The organism is Amycolatopsis sp. 505, assembly GCF_031625235.1.
Lineage (GTDB): Bacteria > Actinomycetota > Actinomycetes > Mycobacteriales > Pseudonocardiaceae > Amycolatopsis.
The window spans coordinates 309,215-327,780 of sequence record NZ_JACKQP010000010.1 but is presented as its reverse complement, the minus strand read 5'-3'; the positions used below and the strand labels follow the sequence as shown (position 1 = coordinate 327,780).

18 protein-coding genes are annotated in these 18,566 nt (G+C 73.1%); 5 read left to right on the top strand and 13 right to left on the bottom strand.

The annotated features are described in order from the left end of the window. The gene (ggt, locus tag H5965_RS34920) at positions 1-1,797 is read right to left on the bottom strand and encodes a gamma-glutamyltransferase (protein WP_310975073.1); all 1,797 of its coding nucleotides are present in this window, start codon (positions 1,795-1,797) and stop codon (positions 1-3) included. Positions 1,798-1,924: 127 nt separating this feature from the next. Here ggt and H5965_RS34915 point away from each other — a divergent pair, with 127 nt between their 5' ends. From H5965_RS34915 to H5965_RS34900, 4 genes are read left to right on the top strand one after another with little or no spacing between them, the layout of a single operon-like run. Next, a complete protein-coding gene (locus H5965_RS34915; protein ID WP_310975071.1) occupies positions 1,925-3,289 on the top strand; it encodes a hypothetical protein in 1,365 nt (454 codons plus the stop codon). Positions 3,290-3,345: 56 nt separating this feature from the next. Continuing rightward, positions 3,346-3,675: a helix-turn-helix transcriptional regulator gene (locus H5965_RS34910; protein WP_310975069.1), complete on the top strand. Its 330-nt coding sequence runs from the start codon at positions 3,346-3,348 to the stop codon at positions 3,673-3,675. Next, positions 3,672-4,385 carry a hypothetical protein gene (locus H5965_RS34905; RefSeq protein WP_310975068.1) on the top strand — a complete coding sequence of 238 codons (714 nt, stop codon included), beginning with the start codon at positions 3,672-3,674 and terminating at the stop codon, positions 4,383-4,385. Before H5965_RS34910 ends, H5965_RS34905 begins: the two co-directional genes overlap by 4 nt. Next, positions 4,382-4,600 (top strand): hypothetical protein, encoded by a 219-nt coding sequence (locus tag H5965_RS34900; RefSeq protein WP_310975066.1) that lies wholly within the window; start codon positions 4,382-4,384, stop codon positions 4,598-4,600. The genes H5965_RS34905 and H5965_RS34900 overlap by 4 nt, the downstream gene beginning before the upstream one ends. Positions 4,601-4,684: 84 nt before the next feature. Here H5965_RS34900 and H5965_RS34895 read toward each other — a convergent pair whose 3' ends face one another. Both H5965_RS34895 and H5965_RS34890 read right to left on the bottom strand, forming a co-directional pair. Continuing rightward, positions 4,685-4,885 carry a hypothetical protein gene (locus H5965_RS34895; RefSeq protein ID WP_310975064.1) on the bottom strand — a complete coding sequence of 67 codons (201 nt, stop codon included), beginning with the start codon at positions 4,883-4,885 and terminating at the stop codon, positions 4,685-4,687. 23 nt (positions 4,886-4,908) lie between these two features. After that, positions 4,909-8,346 carry a caspase, EACC1-associated type gene (locus H5965_RS34890; protein ID WP_310975062.1) on the bottom strand — a complete coding sequence of 1,146 codons (3,438 nt, stop codon included), beginning with the start codon at positions 8,344-8,346 and terminating at the stop codon, positions 4,909-4,911. A gap of 200 nt (positions 8,347-8,546) precedes the next feature. Between H5965_RS34890 and H5965_RS34885 the strand changes: the two genes are divergently transcribed. Next, the gene (locus H5965_RS34885) at positions 8,547-10,205 is read left to right on the top strand and encodes a CotH kinase family protein (protein ID WP_310975060.1); all 1,659 of its coding nucleotides are present in this window, start codon (positions 8,547-8,549) and stop codon (positions 10,203-10,205) included. 1 nt (position 10,206) lies between these two features. Here the strand turns inward: H5965_RS34885 and H5965_RS34880 are convergent, their stop codons facing one another. From H5965_RS34880 to mihF, 10 genes are all read right to left on the bottom strand, one after another. Further along, positions 10,207-11,067 (bottom strand): DUF3616 domain-containing protein, encoded by an 861-nt coding sequence (locus H5965_RS34880; RefSeq protein WP_310975058.1) that lies wholly within the window; start codon positions 11,065-11,067, stop codon positions 10,207-10,209. Positions 11,068-11,086: 19 nt separating this feature from the next. After that, entirely contained in the window at positions 11,087-11,563 is a 477-nt protein-coding gene (locus H5965_RS34875) for a hypothetical protein (protein WP_310975057.1), read from the bottom strand. After that, positions 11,547-11,768, bottom strand: a complete 222-nt coding sequence (locus tag H5965_RS34870; RefSeq protein ID WP_310975055.1) for a hypothetical protein — start codon at positions 11,766-11,768, stop codon at positions 11,547-11,549. The genes H5965_RS34875 and H5965_RS34870 overlap by 17 nt, the downstream gene beginning before the upstream one ends. A gap of 6 nt (positions 11,769-11,774) precedes the next feature. Beyond that, entirely contained in the window at positions 11,775-12,452 is a 678-nt protein-coding gene (locus tag H5965_RS34865; RefSeq protein ID WP_310975054.1) for a Crp/Fnr family transcriptional regulator, read from the bottom strand. Between the two features lie 41 nt (positions 12,453-12,493). Then, complete coding sequence (locus tag H5965_RS34860; protein WP_310975053.1) at positions 12,494-14,590, bottom strand: primosomal protein N'; 2,097 nt, start codon at positions 14,588-14,590, stop codon at positions 12,494-12,496. A gap of 157 nt (positions 14,591-14,747) precedes the next feature. Next, the gene (metK, locus tag H5965_RS34855) at positions 14,748-15,950 is read right to left on the bottom strand and encodes a methionine adenosyltransferase (RefSeq protein ID WP_310975235.1); all 1,203 of its coding nucleotides are present in this window, start codon (positions 15,948-15,950) and stop codon (positions 14,748-14,750) included. Between the two features lie 92 nt (positions 15,951-16,042). Further along, on the bottom strand, positions 16,043-17,263 hold the full coding sequence (coaBC, locus tag H5965_RS34850) for a bifunctional phosphopantothenoylcysteine decarboxylase/phosphopantothenate--cysteine ligase CoaBC (protein WP_310975051.1): 1,221 nt from the start codon (positions 17,261-17,263) through the stop codon (positions 16,043-16,045). Beyond that, complete coding sequence (gene rpoZ / locus H5965_RS34845; RefSeq protein WP_005152353.1) at positions 17,256-17,525, bottom strand: DNA-directed RNA polymerase subunit omega; 270 nt, start codon at positions 17,523-17,525, stop codon at positions 17,256-17,258. Before rpoZ ends, coaBC begins: the two co-directional genes overlap by 8 nt. Then, positions 17,522-18,175: a guanylate kinase gene (gmk, locus tag H5965_RS34840; protein WP_310975050.1), complete on the bottom strand. Its 654-nt coding sequence runs from the start codon at positions 18,173-18,175 to the stop codon at positions 17,522-17,524. Before gmk ends, rpoZ begins: the two co-directional genes overlap by 4 nt. Further along, on the bottom strand, positions 18,172-18,489 hold the full coding sequence (gene mihF / locus H5965_RS34835; protein WP_003096398.1) for an integration host factor, actinobacterial type: 318 nt from the start codon (positions 18,487-18,489) through the stop codon (positions 18,172-18,174). The genes gmk and mihF overlap by 4 nt, the downstream gene beginning before the upstream one ends. Positions 18,490-18,566: the final 77 nt, after the last annotated feature.

The following is an 18,566-nucleotide window of genomic DNA, read 5'->3' as shown; positions in this document are numbered from 1 at the left end:
CTACCAGCGCGCCGGCCACACCACCTGCGCCGCGCCCTGGCCGCGCCGTACCGGCTCGGCCGCCGCCAGCCAGCGGCCGTCGCGCAACCTCTCCACGCCCGTGGCCGCTCCGATCTCCGCCGGGGCCGTCGAGAAGCCCTGGCCCCTCGCCTTCAGCTCCGCCGTCTCCGGCTGGTCCAGGAAGGCCTGCTCCACCTGGGCCGCCGCCGCGTTGCGCTGGGAGGCTCGCGGGGCCGCGATCGCCTGCTCCAGCGACAGCCCGCGGTCCAGGCGGCCGAGGATCACCTGGAGGACCGTCGTGATGATCGATGCTCCGCCCGGCGAGCCCGTCGCGAAGAACGGGCGGCCGTGGTCGAGCACGATCGTCGGGGCCATCGAGGACCGCGGGCGCTTGCCCGGGCCCGGGAGGTTCGGGTCCGGGACGCCCGGGGTCACCGGCGTGAACGAGAAGTCCGTCAGCTCGTTGTTCAGCAGGAACCCGCGGCCCGGCACCACGATGCCGCTGCCACCCTCCTGCTCGATCGTCAGCGTGTAGGCGACGACGTTGCCCCACTTGTCCGCCACCGTCAGGTGCGTCGTGTTCTCACCTTCGTACGGCGTCGGCGCCGCCGCGGAGCCGGCCGCGCACGGTGCCGGGTGCCGCGGGTCCGCCGGGGCGACCGGGCTGGTCGCCGCCTTGTCCTTCGAGATCAGACAGGCCCGGCTGTCGGCGAAGCGCTGGCTCAGCAGCTCGCGCGCCGGGACGTCGATGAACGCCGGGTCGCCGATCCAGCGGTTGCGGTCGGCGAAGGCGAAGCGGGTCGACTCCAGGAAGTACTGCAGGTAGTCGGCCTTGCTCGCGTGCTTGAGGTCGAAGTTCTCGAGGATGTTGAGCGCCTCGCCGACCGTCAGGCCGCCCGAGGACGGCGCCGGCATGCCGTAGACGTCGAGACCCTCGTAACGCGCGTGCGTCGGGTCGCGCTCGATCACGTCGTACGCGGCCAGGTCGCCGGTGGTCAGCTTCCCGGGCCGGACGTTCAACGTCGACGCCGGGTCGACCGGCGGCTTCTGCACCGTCTTGGCGATGTCGGCGCCGATCGGGCCGCGGTACAGCGCGGCGACGCCGGACCGCTCCAGCTGGGCGTACGTCGCGGCCAGGTCGGGGTTCCGGAAGACCGTCCCCGGCGCCGGGGGCGCGCCGCCCGGCAGGTACAGCGAACGCGTCGACGGGAACGCCGAGAAGCGCGCCGCGTTGTTCGCGATCTGCGTCTGGAACGTCTGGTCGACGACGAAGCCGTCGCGGGCGAGCTTCTCCGCGGGCTTCAGCGACTTCGCCAGCGAGCGCGTCCCCCACTTGCGCAGCGCCTCGGCCCAGGTCGCGGGCGTGCCGGGGACGCCGACGCTCAGGCCGCTGGTGACGGCGTCGGCGAACGGGAGCGGCTGGCCGTTCTCGACGAACAGGTTCTGGTCGGCGGTCTTCGGGGCGGTTTCGCGGCCGTCCAGGGTGTGCACGCGGCGGGTCTTGGCGTCGTAGTAGACGAAGAACCCGCCGCCGCCGACCCCGGCGGAGAACGGGTCGGTGACCCCGAGCGCGGCGGCGACCGCGACGGCCGCGTCGACGGCGTTCCCACCGTCGCGCAGGACCTGCGTGCCGATCGCGGTGGCGTCGGCGTCGATGCTGGCCACGGCACCCCCGAAGCCGACGGCGACCGGCGACTTCGGCGTGGGTGTGGCGGCGGTGGCGGGTGCGGCGACGCCGGCGGTGAGCACGGCGGCGACGGCCAGGACGAGCGTGGTGCGGCTCCAGTGCGCGGGCATGCGGGCGAGTCTGCCCCTTGGTCAAGGCAGCTTCAAGCCGTCATCCGACTTATGCACGGTTCTCGGAATCCCTCCCGGCCGCAAGACTGGACCGAGGAGATCGCTCAGCGAACGTGGAGGGAAACCCGTGCGCCTGTCCGCCCTGCTCCCCTTGCTCTCCGCCCTGCCGATGTTCGTGCTCCCCGGCGTCGCCGCGGCCGCACCGGCGCCGAACTGCTTCGACGCGACCGCCCCGCTGACCGTCGAGGAGCAGCGGCTGACCGCGACGATGCCGGCCGGCGGCCCCGCCGTCGGCCCCGAGCTGGTCCGGCTGGCCGGGCTCGACCCCTTCGTCGCCGCGGTCGAGCACGACCTCTGTGCCGCGCGCACCCCGCGCCGGGCCGAACGGGTCGTCACGCAGGCCGGGGCCCGGCTGTGGCGGACGGCGGTCGACCGCGCCCAGGGCCGCACCTCCGGCCTCGGCACGCTCGACCGCTTCGACGACCGGCCGCTGTACTGGGCGCGGCTGCAGCTCAGCAGCGCGATCCGGCAGTGGCGGCCGCCCTTCGCGCTGCCGGCCTCGCAGCGGACGTCGCTGCTGGCGGCGTTCGACCACGGATCGCGCGGCCTCGACGACGTCCGGTTCCCGCTCGGGAAGACGCGGCGGGTCATGGTGAGCGGCTTCGACCCGTTCCAGCTCGACGGCGCCGGTGTCCGGATCTCGAACCCGGCCGGGGCCTCGGCGCTGCAGCTGGACGGGCGGATCCTCAGCACGCCGTCGGGGCCGGCCGTGGTGCAGGCGGTGAACTTCCCGGTCGTGTGGGGCTACTTCGACGCGGGCATCGTCGAAGCGGCCTACGGCACGGCGTTGCGCGACCGCGCGCGACGGCCGGACGTGATCATGACGATCAGCCAGGGGCGTCCGGGCCGGTTCGACATCGAACGCTGGGCCGGCGCCTGGCGCGGTGGCTTCCCGGACAACAACAACGTGCCGGTCACCGGAGGTGTGCCGCCGGCCGCGGGCTGGCCGCAGCCGGACGTCCAGTTCATCGAGACGACCCTGCCGTATGAGCAAATGCTGGCCGCCCCGGCCGGCGCCTACCCGGTGAACTTCAACCCGGCGTTCTGCGTCTGGCCCGACGCGGCCCACCCGGGCGCCGGAACCCCGGTGTGCCGCGCGGACGCCCCGGCCGCGGGCGAGATCGCCGCCTCCGGCGGGGGCGGGAACTACCTGTCGAACGAATCCATGTTCCGCAGCAACCGCGTCCGCCTCGGCCTGGGGCTCACGTCGGTGGCGGGCGGCCACCTGCACACGCCGGTGCTGGGCCAGCCGACGGCCCCGGACGCTCTGACCGACGCCGATTTCGAGGCCCACCGCCAGGCGATCACGGCCCAGGTGCGCACCTTGGCGACGGCCGCCGCGGGCGGTCCCGGCAGCGCTGCGCCGCCGGTGGTGACGGAATCGCCGCGGGCGGCGGTGGATTCGCTGCCCGGAACGGTGCTGCCGGGCTGAGCGCACTCCACGACTGACGGTTGTGCTCTACCTAGCCCCCATAGTAGAACTAGACCATGGCTCCGCGGATGACCCTGACCACCCAGCTCGTGCTGCGCGCGCTGCTCGCCGACCCGGCGCGGGAGATGTACGGGCTGGAGATCTGCGCCGCCGCCGAGCTGCCGAGCGGCACCATCCACCCCATCCTCGCCCGGCTCGAGCGCCTCGGCTGGCTGGAGAGCCGCTGGGAGGACGTCGATCCCCGCGAAGCCGGCCGGCCGCGCCGGCGCTTCTACCGCCTGAGCGGCGACGGCGTGACGTCCGCGCAGATCGCCCTCGCCCGTGCCGAAGCCTCGGCGGCCAAGCTCGCGCGGCTGCGCCCGGGGCTGGCCGGCGGTGCGCGATGAGACGCCGCCACCGGACCGCCCGGGACGCCGAAGACCTGGCCCTGGCGCGGCGCCTCGCGGACGCGCTCGAACAGGTGCAGCGCCAGGCCGGCAACGCCGCCGAGCTGGCCGTGGCGTGCCGGCTGGCCCGCACCCTGTCGAACAACCGGGCGCTGGCGTTCGCCCCGCAGCGCGAACTCACCCGCCGGCTGGCCGCCCAGCTCGACCTGGCCCACGACCTGGCCGTGTCCGAGGACTTCGACACCGCGGTGCACCTGGCCTGGGCCGCGGACGCCCAGGCCGTGGCCGCCCTGCTCGCGGACCGGACCCGGGAACGCGAAGAGTCCGTCATCGCGGCGCGGGAAGCGGTCGTGGCGACCCGGCGCGCCCGGGCGGAACTGCACAACCGGGTCGACGCCGCCCGCAAGTACGTCTCGCCGCTGGGGAGCGATCCGGTCGGGGAAGCCCGGGTCGCGGTCGCCAAGGTCATCCGGCGGCTGGCGCGCGGCACCGCGACGGCCGGGCGGCCGGGCCTGGTCTGCCGGAACCTGCTGGGCCTGGCGCTGCAGGTGCTGCCGCTCGCCGAGCGGCCCCGGTTCGCGGAGGAGTTCCGCGGTGAAGCGGCCGCCCTCCCCCGCGGCCAAGCCCGTTACGCGGCCCGGCAGCTGCTGCACGCGTGGTCGTTGCGCCGGGCCCTGCTCCGCGCCCGGCCGGACCGGAGCCGATCGTGACGAGCCGGCCGGACAACGCCTACACCGCGCTCGTCCGCCACGTCATCGACGACGGCGCCCGCACGTTCCGGACCGCCCTGCTCGTCCTCGTGCTGGCGCTGGCCGTGGTCGGCATCGTCGTCAGCGTGGCGCTGACCGCGGGCGGCCTGGGAACCGCAGCGGTGGCGGCGACCGCGCTCATCGGCGGCGCAACCCGCGCGCTCCGGCGGCGATGACGGGTCACCCGCCGCGCAAGCCACATCGCAACCGCCAAGCCACACCCAGCAGCCGCAGTGCGTACGCCGTGCGCTGGCAACCGGTCAGTTCGGCCAGCTCGGCGCGGAATTCCTCGGCGTAGCGACGCGGTGCGCCGCCGGGACCAGGGCCACGGCCAGTGCCCGAACTCGCTCACCGGTCCGGCTTGCAGTGAGGACGACGTCGAGCGCGTCGTCGCGGAACCGGGGCACGTCGAGGGCGCAGGCGAGGTCGCGCGCCCGGCGGAGGTCGGCGACCGCGCTCATCCGCGATGCTCCACAGTGGACTCCTAGCTGATGTGCTCGATGGCGATGCGCTGTCCCGGCTTGCCTTCGGTGTAGCGGATGATCCCGACCGTCTGCCGGTCCGGGGTGCCGCGCTCGGTGAAGCGGAGGTCCTCCTCGGCGCCCGGCACCGACAGCGGACCGTGGAGGTTGCCCAGCTGGGTGCGGGCGGCCGTCGCGCCGGAGTACCGGCCCTTCGGCGCGGTCCGGTACGCCGTCACCATCGTGACCAGGGCGTCGTGCAGGGAGATCGCGTCCGCGGCGGCGGCGCCGGCCGGGTCCGCGCCGGTGCCGGCGAACGCTTGCCGGTACCGCTGGTACCGCGGTGACGTCTCGCCGTCCGGGCCGGGCAGCGCCGACCAGCCGGCCGGGACGAACGCGGTGACCGACACCTTCCCGGCCGCGAGCTCGGCCCGCAGCTCGGTCCCGAGGTGCTCTTCGACGGATTCCGGGACGTACACCTCGACCGGGTCGGTGCACGACCGGGCGGCGACCGACGCCAGGAAGGCCGGGAGGTCGGCCGCGCGCCCGGCGAAGAACACGGATTCGGCGCGGGTGGCGCAAATCCCCTGGGTGACGACCGCGAACCCGGCCGGCGACGCGTTCCCAGAGAGGTAGCTGAACGTTTCCAGCGGGCCCGACCGGCGGCCGAGCTCTTCGGCGATGTCCGCCCGGAGCGACCGCGCGTAGAGGTTGCCGGCGTCCCCGTCGGCGACCAGCACCCGCGGCCGCCACTGCGCCTGGGTGGCGACGTAGCGGCTCATCACGGCCACGAGCTGCCGGTTGGCGGGCCGCACCCGGACCACGCCCGGCAAGGTGGTGGCGTCGAAGTCGTCCGCGGTGGCGATCCCGGCGACCACGGGCAGGCCGCGCTCGCTCAGCGCGCGGACCGCCTCGAGCGTCGACGCCGAGCTGGCCCCCAGCCCGATCACGCCCACCGGGTCGCTCGAAACCAGCTGCCCGACCACCGGCTCCCACGCAGCCCCCGACGCGCCGGTGTTGGCCAGCAGCAGCTTGACCCGCGGCTCGGACCGGTTGGCCTCGACCTGGGCCGTGTACGCGCCTTCGAGCTGGTGCCGCATCGAGTCGACGGTGAGCGCGCCGGTGCCGGCCACCGGGAACGGGGCGAGGAACGCCACGGTGACCGCGGACCCGCCCACGCGCTGGTTTTCCTCGGCGATCCGGCGTTCGACCGCGACCAGCTCCGGCCGGAACACGTAGCTGCCGTCGGTGACGCCGACGCACTCGTCGCCGAACGACACGCTGTTCGACGGTTGCAGGCCACGGGGACACGGCCCGGACCACAGATCCCGGGTGAGGATCGCCACCGAAGTGCCGGCGACGAGGACGGCCGCGGTCGCGACGGCCACCAGCCGGCGGCGTGTCCGGCGGCGGCGGGCCGTGCTCGCGTCGAGGAACTCCCGCGACAGCGCCGGCAGCGGCGGCTCGTCCGGCCCGGCCAGCTCGCCGGCGAGCGCCAGCCGGGTGCCCCGGTACAGCAGGTTCGGCCGCCGGTCCGCCTGCTGCCACCGCTCCGCCGCGGCCGCCAGGCTCCGCCGGACCAGCAGCGACTGGCGGCCCTCCTCCAGCCACGCCCGCAGCCGCGGCCACGCCTGGAGGACGGCGCTGTGCGCGAGCCCGAGCGCGTCGCCGTCCACGACGACCAGCCCGGCCGCGACCAGGGCGTCCAACACCGGTTCGGCACCCGGTCCGAGGTCGTCGAGCAGGGTCTCCCGCGGGACCAGCCGGCGGGTGATGGCCGTTCCCTCGCCGACCGCCGCCATCCGCAGCACCAGCGTGCGCAGCACCGCGCGTCCCGGCTCGTCGAGCCCGGCGTGCACCTGCTCGGCCGAGGTCTCCACGGCCCGGGCCACCCGGCCGGACCGGGCGTACCCGGTGACCGTCAGCAGCCGCCCCCGGCGGTGCGCCCACGTCTCGCGCAGGGCGTGCGCCAGCAGCGGCAGCACTTCGCCCTGCTGCAGGTCGAGCCCGTCGCCGCGGTCCGCCGCGAGGGCTTCGGCCTGGGCTTGGACGTCCTGGAGGACGATCGGCACCAGCCCGGCCTGCAAGGTCAGTCCCGCGGCCGCGGCCGGTGCCTGGACGGCCGTGCCGAGCTCGTCGCCCGAAAGCGGGCCGAGGAGGACCTGGTTGCGCTCCAGCGCTTCCCGCAGGGCCGGGAACGCCAGGCAGTGCCGGTAGAAATCGGCCCGGAGCCCGAGCAGCACGACGGCGTCGCCCAGCCCGCCGGTGAGGGCCGCGACGAAGCTCTCCCGGTCCTCCGGGTCGGCGCACTCGGTGAAGATCTCCTCGAACTGGTCGACGACCAGCAGCACCGGCGCCGTCCCGCGGTCGCCCAGCGCCGTGTACAGCGCGGACAGCGGGCGCGGGCCCGGCGTCATCAGCACCGGAGTGCGCTCCACGCCACCGAAGTCGCCGCGCGCGAGCCCGGCCGCGACGCCGGCGCGGATCAGCGACGACTTGCCCACGCCCGACGGCCCGACCAGGACCAGCGGCGGATCGCCCGGCTGCGCCTTGCCGATCCGGTCGAGCACTTCGCGCGTCTCGCGGGTGCGGCCGAAGAACCAGGCCGTGTCGCCGACGTCGAACGCGGCCAGCCCGCGGTAGGGGCAGACGTCCGCGGCACCGGTCGCGGCGGCGGAGTCCTCGCGGCCGTCCTGGTCACCACCGAGCCGGTACGCCGGGTTGGGTGCGAGCACGAACCCGTCGGCGACCTCGGTGGCGAGCCGGCGGGGCCGTGGAAAGCCCCGCGCGAGCAGCATTTCGCGGAGGTAGGCGTGCACGTGCTGCAGCGTCAGGTCGCGGGGACCGTCCGGATCGCCCTCGGTGAGCAGGCGGATCAGTTCCCCGCCGAACGCGGTGTGCCGCTCCCCGATCGGCGCCAGCGCGGCTTCGTTCGCCCCGGCCGCCGTCAGGACGTAACCGCCGTGGATCCGCGACAACCCGGTCGCCTCGGTGCCCGCCGTGTTCCCCAGCGTCGTGAACGCGCGCCCGGAGTAGCAGCAGTCCAGGACGACGATCTTCACGCGCGCCGGGCTTTCCAGCACCGCGTTGCGCACCTGGGCGTAGGGCGCCGCGGTGTGCGCCAGGTACCCGGCGCGTCGGTCGGTCGCGGCCGTGGCCAGGTAGAGGTCGCCGTCGAGCGAAACCAGCCCGTGGCCGCAGAAGTAGATCAGCAGCGCGTCTTCCGCGGCCGCGGTCTCTTCCGCGAGCGCCTCCCCGAACGCGAACGGCTGCGCCGGGTCGAGCAGGACCCGGACGTTGCCCGCCGCCATCCCGCACCGCTCGACCAGCACCGCGGCGAGGTCGGCGAGCGTCGTGCGCACGGCCGGGATCGCGTCCAGCCCGTCGGCGCCGGGGCTCCCGGTCGCGCACCCGGTCCCGATCAGGACCGCCCGGGCGCGGGCACCACGCAGGTCAGCCACGCCGCCTCGCCGTGGCCCGCCGGCCATTCCCGCTGTCACCCACGCAGAGCAGTATCTCTCCGCGGCCACCCCGCGTTACAGCATTCCGGCGCTCTCCCACCGGCTGCGTCCACAATGGGTGATACACCCACCCGAAATCGGATCCATCACGGAATTCCGTTCGCATTTCTGCCGCGTGAACCCGGTCGTACACTGGCCGGATGGGCGAGCAGGAGCAGCGGGCACTCGATTCCCTCTACGCGATCGACAATGTGGTGTCGATCGATATCACGATGCCGCCGGGCGACTGGGACGCCGTGCGCACCGAGCAGCCCGCCGGCGGTGTGTGCAACTTCGACTGGACCGGCGGGAGCCGTTACACCTGGCGGAAGGCGACCTCGGTCGAGGTGTCCGGGACGAAGTTCCCCGCGCGCACGTCGTTCGCCGACGTCGGGATCAAGAAGAAGTCCTTCTGCGGCTCGCTCAGCAGCGGCAAACCCTGCCTGCACGTCGACTTCGGGAAGTTCTCCGACGCGAACAAGGATCCGGTCCGGAAGCTGATCGGGTCGCGGTACCTGACGCTCAACAACTCCGTCCAGGACCTGTCCTACCTCCGGCAGCTGCTCGGCTACAAACTGTTCGAGCTCGCCGGTCTCCCCCATTCGCGCGGCAATTACGCCCAGGTCCGCGTGAACGGCGTGCCGATCGGGCAGGGCATCGCCGGGGTGAACGGTCCCGGTGTCTTCGTGAACGTCGAGCCGATCATGCCGCGGTACATCGAGCGCAACTTCGGCAACCTGAACGGCAACCTCTACGAGCTGGAGCACAAGGACGACTTCGTCGCCGAGCGGCTGCCGTTCATCGGCGTGGAATCGCTGTCGAAGTTCGACGACAAGGCCGACCTGCGGTTCGCCATCGACCACCTGGCCGCGCACGGGGTGGCCGGGGCCGCCGAGGTCTTCGACCTCGACCAGTTCGTCAAGATCTACGCGATGGAATTCTTCCTCAAGCACTGGGACGGCTATTCCCGCAACACCAACAACACCTACGTGTACAACGACGTGGACGCGGTCGCCCGGCCGGGTGTGGCCGACATCGACTTCAAGCTGATCCCGTGGGGCCTCGACCAGACCCTCCAGCCCGCCCGGCACTTCCGGCTCGACACCGCCGGGCTGCTCGCCAAGCTCGTGCGCGAAGACGCCGGACGGCGGGCGCAGGTGCTCGCCCGGATCCGCGAGTACCGCGACACCGTCTTCGGCTTCCGGACCCACCGGGAGGTGCTGCAGCCGCTGCTCGACGGGATGGCGACCCTGCTGACCGGCCTCGGCGTGCCGGACGTGCCCGCGCAGCTCACCGCCGTGCGCAAGCAGCTGCGGCTGGCCACCTCGGCCGGCTACCTCTGCGGCGGCCTGCCCGGCGCCGACGGCGCGTACGTCCGCGAGGACGTCACCAACGAGTGCCTGCACGCCAGTGGCAGCGAGACCGTCCCGGCCACGGCGGCGGAACCGGGCGGCGGCGAGGTCGTCCACCGGTGGCGGCCGGCGAACGTCGACGACACGGACCTGTGGTGCTTCGCCCCGCTCGGCGGCGGGCAGTCGATCGCGAACAAGGCGACCGGCCGGTTCCTCCACGCGACCACCACGACGTCGAGCCAGGGCCACCAGTTGCTCTGCACGCGCGCGGCGGACAACGCCGCCCACGCCGAGGAGTTCTCGGTGACGCCGGTCGACCCGGTCGGTGATCCGTTCACGTCCAGCGGCTATTTCACGGTGACGAGCGTCCGGACCGGGCTGGGCGCGGCGTTCGGCACGGATCCCACGGCGGCCGGGAAACCGCGGGTCCACCAGGACCCCGGCCCGTCGAAACTGTACTTTTCCTGACTCAGAGAACCGCGTAGCCGCCGGCGTCGTCGACGATCAGGATCCGGCGGCGGCCGTCGATCGTGAACGGCGTGACGCCTTCGGGCTTCGCGCTGCGGTGAAAGGTGATCCCGAGCAGCGCGGCGTGCTCGTCGGCCCGGTTCCAGGTGGCGAGCCGGAACGGCGTGTCGCCGTGGCTGGTCGAACGGCCGAGCAGGAGCAGGAAATCGCCGGCCCCGGAAATGTCGCGGATCCCGCACCGCACGGCCGGCTCGGGCAGCCGCACGGGGATCAGCTCCGGCGGCCCCAGCGACGCGGTCGTCCACCCGGCCCCGCCGACGTCGGCGGGCACCCGGACCAGCGTGACCCGGCCCGGGTGCGCCGGGCCCCGCAGGCCGAACAGCAGCGCGGTTCCGTCCCAGGCCAGGCCTTCCACGTTGAGCCCGCCCTCGTCCGGTGCCCGCCGCCCGGCCTCGGCCAGCGCGGGAACCCGGTCGAGCAGCCAGTCCCGGAAGCCGGCCATCGGCTCGGCGGGCAGGTCGCCGTGGGGGACGTACCGGACGCGCACCAGGCCGTCGCAGATCCGGTTCCCGTCCGCGGCGCACAGCGAAGAAGCGACGACGAGCACGATTTCCCCGTGCACGTCGACCCTGGTGAGGCCTTCGGGATCACGCAGCATTCCCTTGCCCACCCCGGCCAGGGGCCGCCGGTGAATCCGTTCGACCGTGCCGACGGCGGAATCGAACGTCATTTCGAACAATGCGGTGGGATCTTTGTTGTCGACGAAGACGAACCGGCGGGAACCCACCCGCACCACCCCGGAAGCGTTGTACGGCACGTCGCCGTTGCGCTCCGGGAAAGGGGTCGGCCGGACTTTCGCCATCCACCCAAAATACCGCCGATCAGCCTGATCCTTGCCCGATCAGCTGCGACGGATTCCGGGCCGGACGGCGCAGGTAGGCTCGGATCTTCGCGATGTCGGCGAGGTCCTTGGGGCGCAGCAGCTCCAATTTGTAGCGGAGCACGTCACCCGGGCGCGCCCAGCGAAGTCCCCCGATGACCTCCGCACCGTCCATCAGCTCGCCGACGTCCCACTGGGTCGTGATCCACCCGGCGGAGAACTGGATCCGACCGCCGCAGAACTGCCAGACGGGGTCCCCGCTGTAGGCGCCCACCCCCGGCGTGCCGGTGCGCTTCGCCCAGGTCAAGACGTCGCCCCGGGCCACCACGTCCAGGTCGTGGATGGTCGTCCGCAACCCGTGCGCCAGCAGCGGCGCGCTGCCGAAGACGACGAACTGATCGGGATCGAGGTCCAGCGCCACGAGTTCGCGGACCAGCCGGTTCCGGAAGAGCCGGTCCGCCTCAGGAGTGGTCGGCACGGCTGTTCCTTTGCGTCGGTTTGCGGAAGGGGCCACGCCCGAGCAGGCCGGCCAATGCGGTGATGATCGCAGGCCGCTCCGCCGGTTTGCTGTTCCTCAGCGCGGCTTTGAACATCAGGAGCCGGACGACCTGGTGCACGATGGTCCCGAGCACCACCACGGCGAGCGCCCAGACGCTCGAAGTGTGTTCCAGCATGGTGAGCACAGCCGGTCACCACGACGAGGTGGGGTGGCCGCCGGCGATCCGGCGCAGGGCGTCGGCATCGGTGACGCGAAGCAGGAGCCGTCCGGTATCGACCAGGCCGCTTTCCTTGAAGACGCGAACGATCTTCTTCGTCGCTTCCAGGGAGGAGCCGCTGAGCGAGGCCAGGTCCTTCTGGCTCAACCGGACGGTGGGAACGCCATCGACGATTTCGCAGATGTCGTTGCGGATCAGCTCGGTCAGGGCCTTGGCGATCCGCCGTTCCATCGCGAGGTCGGAATCCGAGATTTTCCGCGTCGCCTGCGCGAGCCGCTTGCGCACCGCCGCGTGCAGGGCTCGCTCGGCCCGGCGGTGCTGGTCGAGGAACTTCAGCAATTCGGCCGCGGGCACATGGAGCACCTCGACGTCACCCCAGGCGATCACGGTGGCCGAGCGCGGCTCGTCGTCGATGACGCCGAGTTCCCCGACTGTTTCCCCCGGTCCGCGGAACGCGATGATGCGAGCCGGCTGGCCGGACGTGACTTTCACGTGCCCCTTCCGGATCAGCAGCAGGAAGTCGCTGGCCTCGCCTTCCCGCATGAAGACGTGGCCGTCGCCGCGCCGGAGGACGCTGCCCACCCCTTCGAGGGTGTGGATCTCCTCCTCGTCCAGGAGCCATCTACTCTCGTCAACGGGTACTCCTGCCATGGGTTGAGTGTACGAATACACCTTGATCGAGGCAAGAGGACCTAGATCAGGTCCAGCGGATCCAGCTGGATGCGGATCGGTTCGGTGGCCTTCTTGGCGTCGCGGCGGGCCGCGGCCGCGTGGATCGACGCCGCCAGGGCCTTGCCCTCCGCGCGGGACACGCGCACCAGCGCCCTCTCGCGCTCGGCGTTGCCCTCCTCGTCCGGTTCGCCGATCGGGACCGGGCCCAGGACCTCGCCGGACGGCGGCAGCGGCAGATCCGCCAGGAGCGCCGCCACCGCGTCCGGGCCGCCCTCCACGCTCGCCATCCGCATCGCCGGGGGGAAGCCCAGTTCGCGGCGCTCCGCCAGCTCCTGGGCCGCGTGCCAGGCCGGGTCCCAGCGGACCAGGGCCTGGACCACCGGCAGACCCGCCTCGGCCCCGACGATCACCCGGCCGCCCGAGGCCGCCGGACGGACCAGCGCCGCCGCCGCCATCCAGCGGCGCAAGGTCTCTTCACCCGCGCGGAGGTCCTGACGGCCCAGCAGCGCCCAGCCGTCCAGCAGCAGGGCCGCGCCGTACCCGCCTTCCGCCACCGGCTCCGCTCCCGGCGTGCACACCACCAGGGCCGGTTTGCCCGGCACCGACTCCAGGACCTCCGCCGCCCCCGACGTCCGGACCGGGACGCCCGGGAACGCGCGGCCGAGCTCCTCCGCCGTCCGCTTCGCGCCGACGATCACCGCGCGCAGCCGGACCGAGCCGCACGCCGTGCAGCGGAACGCCGTTTCGGGGACGCCGCACCAGCGGCACGCCAGGGGTTTCGGCTGCCCGTCGAGCGAGCCGCCGGGCAGGGCCAGCGGGCCCGCGCAGCGGCGGCAGTGCGCGGGCGTCCGGCAGTTTCCGCAGGCCAGGCCGGGGACGTACCCGCGCCGCGGCACCTGGACCAGCGCCGGGAGGTCCGCCGCGAACGCCTGGCGGGCGGCCTCGAACGCCACCGCCGGCAGGCGGGCGACCCGGGCGGCTTCGTCGCGGGCGACGTCGAAGTCCTCGCCGACCGGCGTGACGCGCGGGGCCGCGGACCGCAGCGTCGTGCGGTCCGCCAGCACCGGGGCGGCCCAGCCGGACTCGACGAGCAGCTGGGCTTCCGCCGTCCGGGCGAACCCGCCGACCAGCAGGGACGCCTTCACCGCGTGCGCGCGGTCCATCAGGACGTCGCGGACGTGCGGGTACGGGGCGTGCTGGTCGAGGTGCAGGTCGTCGCCGTCGTCCCAGACCACGAACAGCCCGGGGTCGTGGACCGGCGCGAACATCGCCGCCCGCGTGCCGACGACCACCCGCACCGCGCCGCGCAGCACGGCCAGCCAGCGCCGGTACCGCTCGGCGGGCCCGAGCCCGGCGATCAGCGCGACCACGGCGTCCTCGCCCACGACGGCCGCGCAGGCCGCGTGCACCCGGGTCAGGTCGCGGTGGTCCGGCACCACCAGGACCGCGCCGCGCCCTTGAGCGGCGACCGTGCCGGCGGCCTCGGCGAGCCGGCGTGGCCAGTCTTCGCCCGGCAGGGCCTGCCAGACGGCGTTCGCGGGCTTCCCCTCCCCCAGGGCCTCCAGGAAGGCCGGGCCGCGCTGGTAGCGCGCCCAGGCCGCGGTGTCCGGCGGCTCGGGCGCGGCCGCGGGCGGCAGCGGCGGCTCGCCCTCGGCCTTGGCGTGCCGCGGCGGGAGCGCGAGCCGCAGGACGTCGGAGAGCGTGCCGCCGTAGCGGTCGGCGACCGCCCGGCAGACCGCGTGCAGCGACGGCGGCAGCACCGGCTCGGCCGACGTCACGCGGTCGAGGAAAGCCAGCTTGCTGCCGTAGTCGCTGGTCTCGCCGCGTTCGATCAGGTAGCCGTCGACCAGCTGCCCGGCGAACCGGACGCGGACGCGGCAGCCCGGCACGGCGGTCTCGTGCAGCTTCTCCGGCACCAGGTAGTCGAAGGTGCGGTCCAGGTGGGCCAGCGGGATGTCGACGACGACCCGCGCGACCGGCCGCTCGGGCGCGGGCGACTGGGCCCCCTTCGCCTTCTCCCCCGGCTTCGGCTTCTTCCGGGCACGCGAGGGTGCCGCCCGGGGTGCGGACGGCTGCTCCGGGAGGTCCCAGAGGGCTGCGGGCTCGGAACTGCTCACGCCCTGATCTCTACCAGACCCCACCGACACCCCTGCCGCCGCCGGTCGTGAGTGGTAACGCGGGTTAGAACCCGCGTTACCACTCACGACCGAGCCGGGGACGGGAAATGCCGGAAGGCCGTGCCCCGGTCGGGAACGGCCTTCCGGTGAGCGTGCGTCAGGCGCCGGCCGCGGCCTTCAGGGCCTCGGCGCGGGCCGTGCTCTCCCACGGCAGGCCCAGCTCGGGCCGGCCGAAGTGGCCGTACGCCGCCGTCGGGGCGTAGATCGGGCGGAGCAGGTCGAGGTCGCGGATGATCGCGGCCGGCCGGAGGTCGAAGACCTCGCTGATGGCCTGCTGGATCTTCGACGGGTCGACCGTCTCGGTGCCGAACGTCTCGACGAACAGGCCCACCGGGGCCGCCTTGCCGATCGCGTACGCCACCTGGACCTCGGTCCGCTGGGCCAGGCCCGCGGCGACGACGTTCTTGGCCACCCAGCGCATCGCGTACGCGGCGGAGCGGTCGACCTTGGACGGGTCCTTGCCGGAGAACGCGCCACCGCCGTGGCGGGCCATGCCGCCGTAGGTGTCGACGATGATCTTGCGGCCGGTCAGGCCGGCGTCGCCCATCGGGCCGCCGATGACGAACCGGCCGGTCGGGTTGACCAGCAGGCGCGCGTTCGAGGTGTCGATGCCCAGGCCCTCGAGCTCGGGGCCGACGACGTGCTCCTTGACGTCGACGCTGAGCATCCGGTCCAGGTCGATGCCGTCGGCGTGCTGCGAGGACACGACGACCGTGTCGAGGCGGACCGGCTGGTCGCCGGCGTACTCGATGGTGACCTGGGTCTTGCCGTCCGGGCGCAGGTACGGCAGCACGCCGTCCTTGCGGACCGCGGTCAGGCGCTTGGACAGCCGGTGGGCCAGCGCGATCGGCAGCGGCATCAGCTCGGGGGTGTCCGAGCAGGCGTAGCCGAACATCAGGCCCTGGTCGCCGGCGCCCTGGCGGTTGATCTCGTCCTCGTCCGACTCGACGCGCGACTCGTAGGCGGTGTCGACGCCCTGGGCGATGTCGGGCGACTGCGAACCGATCGCGACGTTGACGCCGCATGAGTTGCCGTCGAAGCCCTTGGCGGAGGAGTCGTAGCCGATCTTGAGGATGACGTCGCGGACGATCGTCGGGATGTCGGCGTACGCCTCGGTGGTCACCTCGCCGGCCACGTGCACCTGGCCGGTCGTGATCAGGGTCTCGACCGCGACGCGGCTGCGGGGGTCCTTCGACAGGAGGCCGTCGAGGATCGAGTCGCTGATGGCGTCGCAAATCTTGTCGGGGTGCCCTTCGGTCACCGACTCCGAGGTGAACAATCTGCTGCTAGACGCGGTCACGGTGGCCGTCACTTCCTCACCTTGTCGTCGGATGCCCCGAAAGTTAGGCACCCCTTACCTTGCAAGCGTACTGACTATCGCTCGCGGGACGGTCAACGCTTCATGAAGTTCACAACAGCGTCCCACAGAGTGGACGCCAGTTCAGCCTTCTGCGCGAGAGGTAGGGGTTTTTCCGTGGCATCGGCCCCTAGGAGCCAGCCGGAATTGTCCTCGGTGCCGAACGCCTTGCCGTCCCCGACGGCGTTGACGACCAGCAGGTCCGCGCCCTTGCGCTTCAGTTTCGCGCGGGCGTGGTCCAGAACGCTGCCGTGTTCGTCGCCGGTTTCCGCGGCAAATCCCACGACGACCTGTCCGGGACGCCGGTTTTGCACCAATTCGGCGAGAATGTCGGCATTGCGGTCGAGCGTGATCACCGGGTCCGGCTGGTCGTCGGACTTCTTGATCTTGTGCTCGGCCCGGTTCGCCGGCCGGAAGTCGGCGACGGCCGCGGCCATCACGACGACGTCCGCGGACTCGGCGGCGGCGTGCACCGCCCGCCGCAGCTCCTCCGCCGTCGAGACGTGCTCGACGACCGCGCCCGCCGGGTCGGGCAGGGCGACGGTGTGCGCGGCGACCAGCGTGACGTCGGCGCCGCGCTGGGCGGCGACGCGGGCCAGCGCGTAGCCCTGCTTGCCGGACGAGCGGTTGCCCAGGTAGCGCACCGGGTCGAGGGGCTCGCGGGTGCCGCCCGCCGAGATGACCACGCGGACGCCTTCGAGGTCGCGCGGGAGGGCGTCGGGGCGGGCCAGCAGCAGCCGGGCGAGGTCGACGATCTCGGCCGGGTTCGCCAGGCGGCCCTTCCCGGTGTCGACGCCGGTCAGCCGGCCGGAATCGGGCTCGGTGACGACCATGCCGCGCGAGCGCAGCAGGGCGACGTTGTCGCGGGTGGCCGGGTGCTCCCACATCTCCGTGTGCATCGCCGGGAAGAAGGCGACCGGGCACCGGGCGGTGAGCAGGGTGTTGGTCAGCAGGTCGTCGGCGAGGCCGTGGGCGGCCTTGGCGAGCAGGTTCGCCGTGGCCGGGACGACCAGGACGAGGTCGGCTTCCTTGCCGACGCGGACGTGCTGGACCTCGGGCACCTCGGTGAACACGCCCGTGTGCACCGGGTGCCCGGAGAGGGCTTCGAAGGTCGCCGCGCCGACGAAGTTCAGCGCGGCTTCGGTGGGGACCACGCGGACGTCGTGACCGGATTCGGTCAGCCCGCGCAGCACCTCACAGGCCTTGTAGGCGGCGATCCCGCCGCCCACGCCCAGGACGACGCGGGGTTTACTCACCCTCGGTGTGCTCGAGCAGGCCGCCGTGGATCTCGCGCAGCGCGATCGAGAGCGGCTTCTCGCGCGGGCCCGGCTCGACGAGGGGGCCGACGTACTCGAGCAGGCCCTCGCCCAGCTGGGCGTAGTAGTCGTTGATCTGGCGGGCACGCTTGGCCGAGTAGATCACCAGCGCGTACTTCGAGCTGACCTTTTCGAGCAGGTCGTCGATCGGCGGGTTGGTGATGCCCTCGAGCTCTTCGTGCAGGGTGGCCTGGGTGGTCACGCGGGAGGCTCCGAATCTTCGGCAGACTGATCAGTAATCAAGTTTAGCAAGTGCTCGGCGGCCTCTCGCACGTCGGCGTTGACGACGCGGTGGTCGAACTCCCCCGCCGCCGCCAGCTCGCGCTCCGCTTCGGCCAGCCGGGCCTGGACCGCGGCCTCGTTTTCGGTGCCGCGCCCGGTGAGCCGGCCGACCAGTTCCTCCCACGACGGCGGCATCAGCATCACCAGCCGGGCCTCCGGCATGGCCGCGCGGACCTGGCGGGCGCCCTGCAGTTCGATCTCCAGGACGGCCGGGCGGCCCTCGGCGAGGGCCTTCTCGACCGGCTCGCGGGGGGTGCCGTAGCAGTTGCCGGCGAACTCGGCCCACTCCAGGAGCCTGCCGTCGGCGACCATCGCGTCGAACTCCACGCGGTCGACGAAGTGGTAGTGCGCCCCGTCGACTTCGCCGGGACGCGGTTTGCGGGTGGTGACCGAGACGCTGAACCAGACGTCGGGCTCCAGCTTCCGCAGCTCGCCCACCACGCTCGACTTCCCGACCCCCGAAGGCCCCGATACGACGGTGAGCCGGTGCCGGGGGAAGTCCCCCGTCACCGGCTCACTGCCGCGGTCGGCGCCCCGGTTCACCGGGTAGTCACGACCGGCGCCGTTCACTCGCCGCTGAACTCGGCCAGCAGCGCCTTGCGCTGCCGGTCGCCGAGGCCGCGAAGGCGACGGCTGGGGGCGATCTCCAGTCGTTCCATGGTCTGCTGCGCGCGGACCTTGCCGACGCCCGGGAGGGCCTCGAGCAGAGCCGAAACCTTCATCTTGCCGAGGACTTCGTTCTCCTCGGCCTGCTTCAGCACGTCGACCAGAGTGGTACCGCCCCGCTTCAGCCGCTCCTTCAGCTCAGCACGGATGCGGCGGGCGGCGGCGGCCTTCTCCAGCGCCGCAGCGCGCTGTTCCTCTGTCAGCTGGGGAAGTGCCACGTTTTCCTCCGGTAGTTCTCAAAACTGGGTGGGTGACGCGACGGTACCCACCCGTGAGCACCGGCCACAATGCGGGG